The organism is Spirosoma terrae (assembly GCF_010435915.1).
GTDB lineage: Bacteria > Bacteroidota > Bacteroidia > Cytophagales > Spirosomataceae > Spirosoma > Spirosoma terrae.
On sequence record NZ_JAAFZH010000012.1, the window covers coordinates 218,962 to 228,595 of the forward strand.

At 47.4% G+C, this 9,634-nt stretch carries 6 protein-coding genes; 2 read left to right on the plus strand and 4 right to left on the minus strand.

Annotated features, from left to right (window positions below):
* The first annotated feature begins 47 nt into the window (after positions 1 to 47).
* Positions 48 to 896 (plus strand): SDR family NAD(P)-dependent oxidoreductase, encoded by an 849-nt coding sequence (locus GK108_RS22720; RefSeq protein ID WP_163953447.1) that lies wholly within the window; start codon positions 48 to 50, stop codon positions 894 to 896.
* 70 nt (positions 897 to 966) lie between these two features.
* Here GK108_RS22720 and GK108_RS22725 read toward each other — a convergent pair whose 3' ends face one another.
* Complete coding sequence (locus GK108_RS22725; protein ID WP_163953449.1) at positions 967 to 1,869, minus strand: porin family protein; 903 nt, start codon at positions 1,867 to 1,869, stop codon at positions 967 to 969.
* Between the two features lie 225 nt (positions 1,870 to 2,094).
* Here GK108_RS22725 and GK108_RS22730 point away from each other — a divergent pair, with 225 nt between their 5' ends.
* A complete protein-coding gene (locus GK108_RS22730) occupies positions 2,095 to 2,808 on the plus strand; it encodes an SDR family oxidoreductase (protein ID WP_163953451.1) in 714 nt (237 codons plus the stop codon).
* 108 nt (positions 2,809 to 2,916) lie between these two features.
* On the opposite strand, the gene GK108_RS22735 is transcribed toward GK108_RS22730, so the two are convergent.
* The 3 genes from GK108_RS22735 to GK108_RS22745 form a co-directional block, all read right to left on the minus strand.
* A complete protein-coding gene (locus GK108_RS22735) occupies positions 2,917 to 4,536 on the minus strand; it encodes a S8 family serine peptidase (RefSeq protein ID WP_246225087.1) in 1,620 nt (539 codons plus the stop codon).
* Between the two features lie 122 nt (positions 4,537 to 4,658).
* Positions 4,659 to 6,266, minus strand: coding sequence for a RagB/SusD family nutrient uptake outer membrane protein (locus GK108_RS22740; RefSeq protein ID WP_246225088.1), 1,608 nt, complete (start codon positions 6,264 to 6,266; stop codon positions 4,659 to 4,661).
* Positions 6,267 to 6,278: 12 nt separating this feature from the next.
* Positions 6,279 to 9,425 carry a SusC/RagA family TonB-linked outer membrane protein gene (locus GK108_RS22745; protein ID WP_163953455.1) on the minus strand — a complete coding sequence of 1,049 codons (3,147 nt, stop codon included), beginning with the start codon at positions 9,423 to 9,425 and terminating at the stop codon, positions 6,279 to 6,281.
* Between the last annotated feature and the right edge of the window lie 209 nt (positions 9,426 to 9,634).

The following is a 9,634-nucleotide window of genomic DNA, read 5'->3' on the forward strand; positions in this document are numbered from 1 at the left end:
TTAAATCTCTATCTGGTTTAACTCACAATGGAAACCGGAATGATTTTATGGGACTAAAAACAGCACTGATTACAGGCGCTAACGCAGGAATTGGCCTGGCAACCGCCAAGGCCTTAGCGCAACGGTCGTTCGACTTAATTCTGCTTTGCCGTAACGAAAAGAAGGGACTTGAAGCGCAGGCTGAAGTACGGAAAGCCAATCCAGCTGTCCGCGTTGATTTACTGATGGTCGATTTGGCCAATAAAGAGTCGATACGTATCGCAGCCGACAAGGTAAAATCTACATATAAACGGCTTGATGTCTTGATTAATAATGCGGGCTACACACCCGCCACCATCGAGTTCACGGCAGATGGCATTGAAAAATCGTTTTATGCCAACCATATTGGTCATTTTATACTGACGTATTATCTGCTGGACTTACTGAAACAGACGGCCGCCGAAACGGGTGATGTACGGATCATCAGTCTCTCATCGGTGGCTCATGCCTTTGGCAAAAAAGCTCGTTTCTTCAAACAAATCAGCGATATAAGCACCTGGTCGGCCTATGGCGATGGTAAACTAGCCAATTTGTTATTCGCCAAAGCAGCTGCTAAAGAGTTAGCGGGAACGGGCATTACCGTTTACTCAGCTCATCCAGGAGCAGTACGTACTAATTTTGGTAGCGACACGATGGGCTTTGCCGGAAAAATACTTCAGTTGGCCCGCCCGTTTATGCGTACTTCAGAACAAGGTGCGCAAACATCCGTTTTTCTGGCTTCGGCTCCGTTAAAGTCGATCGGAGAACGTAACAATGGTGGTTATTTCGCCGACAGCCGGCCCAAATCCCCTTCCAATCGGGACGTGACTGATGAACATGCAGAGTGGCTATGGGAAAAAACCTTGCCCTATGTATAAACAAAAATGGCGGTGACTAAAAGCCACCGCCATTCCAAAACCCACTCTATGAGAAATTAAAAAACGTTGCTTAACGGCCACCTAACGGGAACACGTACCCAATAGTCCCTTCCGCCAAAATTGTCTTTGAATCCGTGTAGAAGCCTGTAGCATCATTCCCCAACTCATACAAACCTCGGGCTTCAATGGTAGCATGGCCCGGCCCAAGCTTTATCATTGCTCCGACTCCGGCAGCTCCGCCATAGAAGAATCGTCCGGTGCTCCCACTTATGTCACGCTTGATACCGTTTATGCCCACACTAGTGATATAAGAGCCATATGGCCCTATGTTAACAAAAAAGCGGTGCCCGTCGAACGTCCCAGATGCTATCTTAAGAAACAGTGGTACGACGATCTGATCGGTCGAATAGTCCTGCTTCGGCGAAAAAGTTGTAGCAGGTATAGTTTGCGAGGTACGGCTATAATTAATTTCGGGTTGGAATGACAACTTTCCGCGTCCAAACTGGAACACCACCCCACCAACAAAACCTAAAGAAGGATCAACAGCTGTTGTCTCCAGAAACACAGGATACGTAACGCCCCCGCGCACTCCTATTCGAACGCCCGAGTTCTGATTGAATGACTCCGTACTTTTCTCTTCCCTGGCAACCACCGGAGCAGGAGCCGACGACGTAGCCGGAACGGCTTCTTCCTTGGGAGCGCTTTCCCGAGCCGGTCTGGACGTAGTGGTTGCTGGTGTTGGCGACGTAGCAGGTGCTGGCTTCTTCGTAATTCCGTGATATTGATCGTATAATTCCTGCCGACGGTTTGGCGATGTTGATGCATCCGAAGCAGCTGGCCGAGTAGCGGGTGGTCTAACGGCAGGTTGGCTGGTTGTCGTCGATTTGGGAGCAGTCGCTGATGAGCCTGTTTGAGCCTGCGTCAGGACCGGCACCAACAAACAAAGGCTTACTAGGATGCACAATGGTTTCATTCGGTGGTCAATCATTTTATAATTCACAAGATTAGTCGGAAAGGTACTAAATCCGGAAACAACTATTAGGGAACGGTAGGCCGGTTGAGCATACGGTTCCTTTTTCTGCAAACATTTTCGCATTTACCATTGTAAGAAAAGAGAGCAAATGGAAGCCCGGTGAATCAATATGATCCATTTCACTACCCAGACGACTAAATTTTTCCATCCATTTGCCAGCCAACTATGAAAACTGATCATCAGCATACAGCCCTGATTACGGGGGCCAACAAAGGACTTGGTAAAGAAATTGCCTGGCAGTTAGCTCAACGTGGCTTTGCTGTTTTTATGGGTGCCCGAGACATGGCTAAGGGACGTGAAGCGGCTGAAGAGCTGTGTCAGGAAGGTTATGAAGCAACTTTCATCCACCTTGATGTAACGGACCCCGTCAGCATCAAAAATGCCTGCGGTACTTTTTCCCAGAAAGCCGATCATCTGGACGTATTGATCAACAATGCTGGTATTCTGGAAGATCATGGCGAAGACATTATAAACCTGAATCCCGAATTACTTGACCGAACCTTTAAATCGAACGTCAGAGGGCCCATTATGGTCACTCAGGATTTCCTGAAGTTCCTTCAAAAAAGCCCGAATGGTGGACGTATCATCAACGTATCAAGCGGAGCTGGTGCTCTGAACGACATGGAAACGTACGCACCGGCATACAGTATTTCTAAAACGGCGCTAAATGCCGTAACCCGGCAATTTGCTGGTGCACTAAGAAACCAGCATATAGCGGTAAACTGCGTTGATCCGGGTTGGCTACGAACCGACATGGGTGGCCCTCATGCCTCTCGCTCCGTCGAGAAAGGAGCCGAAACCATTGTTTGGCTGGCAACCGAAGCCGACATAACAGAAACCGGTAAGTTCTGGCACGACAAACGTGAACTAGTGTGGTAACCCAAACCGGGATTACACGGATTTAGGGATTAAGCTGATTTTATTGATTGAATCAGACGCTTCGAAGAAGCAAAATCAGCTTAATCCCTAAATCCGTGTAATCCCGGTTCAGAAAGTGAGTGCCATCTTAACAGCTTCATAAGCATTAAGCAGGCCACCCGACCGACTCAATGCGTTGAAAGCAACAGACTGGCTTGACCGGCCCGGTTTTTGGACCGAAAAGCTCGGCTTATAGCTACTTTTAAGCAGAATGTCTTTTACCTGAACAGCTGTTAGCTTAGGGAAGTAGGAACGTAGCAAAGCAGCAACCCCGGCTACGTGCGGAGCCGCCATACTGGTTCCAGAAAAAGATGCGTACTGATTATTCGGTACGGTCGATACGATATCGGTACCCGGCGCAAAAATATCAACCATTGCCAAACCGTAGCTCGACGAGCGAGCCACCAACCCCGTGTTCAGCTGCCAGGTATTATTGCCCACAACCAGTACGTTCTTAGCCAGTTGACCGTTTTCATATTTTGCCGATGGGAAGGCCGGAATTGAATCAATATTTTCGCCATTATTTCCGGCAGCGTGAACAATGAGCACATCATGTTCTTCGGCAAAACGAATAGCCGCGTCGACCTGCTCTTTAAAGGGCGATAGACGCTTCCCAAAACTCATATTGATCACTTTTGCTCCATTCTCGACAGCGTATCGAATGCCATTTGCTACGTCCTTATCGCGTTCGTCGCCATTAGCGGGTACTACAGCAATCATCATGATGCGAGCATTATCGGCAATTCCATCAACACCCAGGCCATTACCACGTTTAGCCGCAACAATACCGGCCACATGCGTCCCATGAACCGCCAACTGCTGCGACTGGCCGATTTTCAGAGTCGGGCTACCATAGTATCGTTCCGAAAGATTAGCGGGATCATCACCAACTTCTTGCCGGGGATTGTAATCAGGATTGTAGGCAATATCAGCATCGCTGGCAGTTATTTTCCGAAACAATGCCCAATTCTGATGCACTATCTGGACATATTTGCGGAAAGAACCATAAGCCGGGTTATACGTACTAGCCAGCAAGTTTCGAACAGCCAGAAGTAATGAATCGCCCTTCACATCCACACTACGTATTTTTTGCTGCGACAGTAGAGTATCCGACAATAACGCTCCTAGTTGTGTTGCTGCCTGCCAGAATTTAGCCGTATCGGCCAAAGCAATACGTTTTTGCCGGACGGACTCATAGCGTTGCAGAAAAACAGGCTTGGCAGCCTGATACGTATCGTACTGCCTCTGTTCGGCTGGAGATAGCTTCGTCCGGTCGGCTTTATCGTATTTATCTTTCAGCAAAACATATGTCTGCGTAATTTCTGGCTGATCGTATTCATACGTAGTACCATCTTTAGCGCCCATAAAATTCCAGCCGTTTCGATCGTCGGTATAGCCGTTTTTATCATCGTCGGTATTATTATCCGATATTTCGTTCGGGTTTTCCCAGATTACGTCCCGCAAATCTTCATGATTAACATCGACGCCCGAATCAAGTATCCCCACAATTACCGGAACCGACTTCCGATTTTTTAAAAGATCGTACGCCCGCTGTAAATTAATACCCGCTACGGAGTCGGTAACGGGGTCAAGATACTGCCAATTGGCGGGCGGTTGACGACGATTTTGAGTCTGTCCAGCGGTGGGTAAGAACAATAATAAGCACCAGCAGGCATAATATATAAGCATCGATCTATTCATCAAACGTAACGTATTTCTCTACAATACGGATTTAGTCATGATCTAGTATATACTAAACAAAAAGGCTTCCTGAAATTCAGGAAGCCTTTCTTAATCGGTCAAGCTACGAATTAATAGCCTGGGTTTTGTTGTTTTGCCAGCGTTGGGTTGTTAATCAACTCCTCCGCCGGAATCGGCCACAAGAAGCGGAAATCGCTGTATGGAACAGCTGGCTCTCTTGTAAATGTTGTTGTTGAGTTGTTGGTATACAACGGAGCAAAATTCGAGATGGCAATAGCCGCTTTCGATGGAATACCATCAGCCTGCTTGAAATCAGCATCCTGAGCCAGACGGTGAATGTCGTGCCAACGCAAACCTTCGGCCAGGAATTCAGGGCGACGCTCATTGATGATAGCCCGTACTAAATCCTTGTTCGTAGCAAAGCTGGCTGCCGTATACTGGTCAGCAGGCGTTTGTACTGCGCGGTTCCGAACAGCACTCAACAGCGCTAATGCACGGGTATCAACACCTGTGCTGGTACGAGCAATTGCTTCAGCCAGGTTCAACAAGACTTCGGCATAACGAATAATCGGTGCATTTTCCGAACGAGTCGTTACGTCAGGGTACTTCCGTGTAAAGTTTCCGCCTTTACCGGCTGATCCAGGCGTATCCTGCGCAATAGCCGAGGCTGCTTTACGCAAATCACCTGCCGGGAAAAATGGCTGATTCCAGAGAATAGGGCTAATCAATACAATACCCCGACCATTTGTACTTACCGCTGAATACATAGCTGCCATAGCACCGTTGGTTCCGGCATTATCAACGTCGTTATTTTCCATTGAGAAAATAGATTCGCTGTTGCTTTTATTCGCCGAGCCAAATGCGCCCAGTGGCGAAGCAGTCAGTGCATAAGCACCAACTGGACTGGTAAACGGAGCGGCCGTTGAAACTAGTTTATTAGCTTCTTTAATCACTTCAGCCCAGTTGTTCTGATGCAACCGAACCCGCGTTTTCAGAGCAATAGCAGCTCCTTTCGTCGCACGAGTAATTTTGAGGTTACCAGTCCGTGTGTCAGGAAGTTTTTCCTCTGCGTAGTTGAGATCTTCAATGATCTTGTCGTAGCATTCAGCAACGGTATTACGTCCTTGCTTTAGCGCTTCATCAACCGATGCACCACCCGTAACAGCTGTTGTCCGGTAAGGAACACCACCGGCAGCAGCCGTTGGGTTATCACTGTAAGGACGCGAGAAGTTCACCAGTAGATAGTGATGAGCCATGGCACGTAGCAGGCGACATTCCGCTTCGTATACATCAATCTGGGCCTGAGTCAACGCAGTTGAAGGCTGAACCGTTTTCAAGCCGGCAATCACAATATTGGCCCGGTTGATCATGGCATACGCATTCTGCCAGTAATATACGTTGTTAGGCTGCGTTGGGTCATAGTTGTTCTGGTACGTAATACCATAGAACGTAGCAGCCAGCGCCATGTCTTCGCCCCGCATATCACCCTGCTCAATATGAGCAGCACCAAACGTATAACCCCGTACAGCATTACCGGCGTAAAAACCAGACTGGCCACCATCGTATACACCAGCTACCGCCAGCGCAATACGTTCGGGAGTTTGGAACGCCGTAGTCTCGGAGAGAGCCGTCTGCGGGTCCAGGTTGTTCACTTCGCAGGAGGTCAGCAAAAGCGTCCCGCTAAGTGCAGTAAGGATATATGTTTTTTTGAAATTCATGAGATCGTTCGTTTAAAAACCAATGTTGACGCCAAAGGTCATTAAGCGCATTTGGGCGTTTGTGTTGTAGTCAATACCGGTTTGGCTATTGTTATCAAAATCACCGTTTACGTTAGCGCTCAACTCAGGATCAAGTCCTTTGTATTTGGTGAACGTAAAGGCATTTTGAACCTGCGCAAAAAGGCGCACTGAACTGACGGCAAAAGCTCCTTTGGGTAGTACCGACTTAGGAATCGTATAGCCCAGAATGATATTCTGAATACGGATAAAGTCTCCGTTCTCAACGAAACGGCTGATAGCATTACCTGTTTGGTTGGTGATACCACTCTTCGACAGAACAAGCTTTGGAACGTCAGTCACGTCACCTTCTTTTTGCCAACGGCTCAGGATTTCGCGGCTGTTGTTATTGAAGTCCTGGTTCAACAACGTTTCCTGACGAGTTACGTTCAGGATTTTGTTACCGCCCTGGAAACGAACGAATACTTCCAGATCCAGTCCTTTGTAGCTAAACGAATTGGTTAAGCCACCGAAATATTTAGGGTTGGTATTCCCTAAAATTACCCGGTCGGCAGTGGCACTAAGGGCCGCACCGTTTGTGTTTGTCAGGCTAGTTGGGTTGGTTGGATCATAGAACGAGTAACCGGTTGACGCAATGTCACGCTGAACAATACGTCCATCACCTTTATAGTACATCGGGTTACCATTGGCAGAGTTTACACCGGCATACCGATAGCCATACAATGCACCCACTGATTCGCCAACCCGGTTGATGTTATACGTGAAGACAATGTCCTGATCGACACCTTCGTTGTTTTTATTCAACGAGGTAATCCGGTTGTTCAGGGCCGTGAAATTAGCACTTATGTTCCAACGGAAACTATTGCGGTTGATAGCCTCAAAACTAACAGCGGCTTCGAAGCCCTGGTTGATCATCGACCCTACGTTCCGATTGATCGAGTTATTTGGAATACCTACTGAGCTTGGGGTTGGAGCCGCCAGAATCAGACCATCGATGTTGTTACGGAAGTAGTCGAAGCTAGCGGTAATCCGGTTATTCAGGAAGCCCAGATCAACACCATAGTCTTCTTTCTTACTACGTTCCCAACGTAGAGTCGGGTTGCCCGCCTGGCTGAAACCAATACCATTTTGCGACGCATACTGAGCCGATCCGAACGTACCAACGTATGGGAAGCTACCGATATCGGTGTTACCTACTTCGGCGTAGCTGGCGCGAATTTTGATATCATTCATAACCCGGCCTACACTTGAGTTTTTGTAAAAATCCTCCTGTGATAAGCGGTAACCAACCGATCCACCCAGGAAGGTACCCCGACGGTTTGCTACTGGTAATGATGACAGACCATCGTTACGAGCACTGAACGAAGCCAGATACTTATCACGGAATCCGTACTGAATACGACCAAAGTAGGAGTCAAATCCATTCGGAACGAACGTACCACTTGATGTCTGTGTAGCGTACGATCCCGAAATCAGACCATTCTGCTGGAAAAATAAATCTGAGAAGCCCTGACCACCTGCTGTAAATGACGAGGTCGTTGTTTTCTGGTATTCGGTACCCAATGTCAGGTTGATGTTATGTCCACCAAAATCCCGATCAAAATTCAGTACGTTCTGCCAGTTCCAGCGTAGTACTTCCCGAGATACCTGGCTAACCAAACCATTGCTGCCACGGCCATCGCCATGACGAGGATCCCATTTCTGGAAACTACGAACACCGGTATAGTCAGCGCCAAGCTGTGTACGGATACTCAACCCATCCAGAAGATTAACTGACAGATAACCCGTTGGTAAAACACGCGTTGTTGTTGCGTTGAATGTGTTGTTGGCAATAACGAATGCGATGTTTGTATAGTTGTTATCAATGTTCCGTGTATTGGCACCCCGACCTAAAATAGAGTTATCAGGCGAGATGTTGTAACCCGTTGGGTGCGTAGCATCGAAAACAGGTACGTTCGGGAATAAACGAGCGGCTGCGGTTAAGTTACCAGACAAGGCACTCGATCCAGTGTTCAGACCGTTGTTAGATGTCCGGGCAACCTGCACTTTCATCCCTACCGTAATGAATTTATTGATGTTATGATCAATATTGGTCAGGAATGAGAAACGAGTCTGATCGTTTGGCTTGATAGCGCCAACCTGCTTGTTGAAACCTAACGAATAGTAGTACGATGTTTTTTCGCCACCACCCGTTACGCTCAGGTTGTAGTTTTGTGATGAACCTCTGCGAAGAATTTCATTCTGCCAATCGGTGTTCGTGTTGTTGGCATCCATGAAAGCAATAGGCTGTCCACCAGCATTAGCGCTTTTCTCGTTTGAAATAGCAACGAACTGCTGTGCATCCAGCAGATCAAACCGCTTCACAACGGTTGAACTACCGCCCTGAATATCAAGGTTTACTTTAACACCCGAGTTTTTCTTACCCTTCTTGGTGGTAATCAGAATAACACCATTGGCAGCCCGAGAACCATAGATCGCCGTAGCAGCACCATCTTTCAGTACTTCATACGATTCAATATCCTGTGGGTTGATATCCCCCAGTGGGTTCGTTGGTGTAACACCACTTTGGTTACCCGTAATAACAGGTACACCATCAACAACGATCAGCGGATTGGAACCAGAAGAAATCGAGTTTGTACCCCGAATACGTATTACCGGGGCTTGGCCCAGAATACCCGACGGAACCGTAACCTGTACACCGGCAGCCCGGCCAGCCAATTGCTGGTCAAAGCTCGGAGTTGCCAGGTTCGCCAGCGCATTTCCGTTGATAGTTGAGATGGATGACGTTACGCGCTGACGCTGCTGGGTACCGTATCCAATAACCACAACTTCGCTTAACTGTTGCTGATCGCCCGATAAGACCACATCAATAGTAGTACGTCTGCCGATAGCGACTTCCTGCGACGTATAACCGATGTAGCTGAAAACTAACGTATTGTTGGCTGAAGTGCTAAGGTTGTAATTACCCTGAGCGTCTGTAGTCGTTCCACGTTGAGAACCTTTTACCTGCACGGTTACTCCTGGTAAAGGAGAACCATCATCTGATGAAGTGACGCGTCCACTTATCGTTACATCCTGCGCCAATACAGGCAAACAGAAGAGCAACGAAAGTAGCCAGCTTCCCAATAAAATTTTGTGCATAAATCAGTAGTTGTTAAAAAAATATTAAAATTTAAAAATGGGACCGCAAATCTACTATATTGATAAGATATTTCAGCTTATAGATAAAGGATTTTTTCCTATATGGTCTTTTTTAAGAACAAAGTTTTGCTAAAAAGGACCTCCAGTAGAGCGTCTGGCGCGATTTTGTATGTTTAAAAATTCAGAACTGCCAGTGGCGATTTCATCTT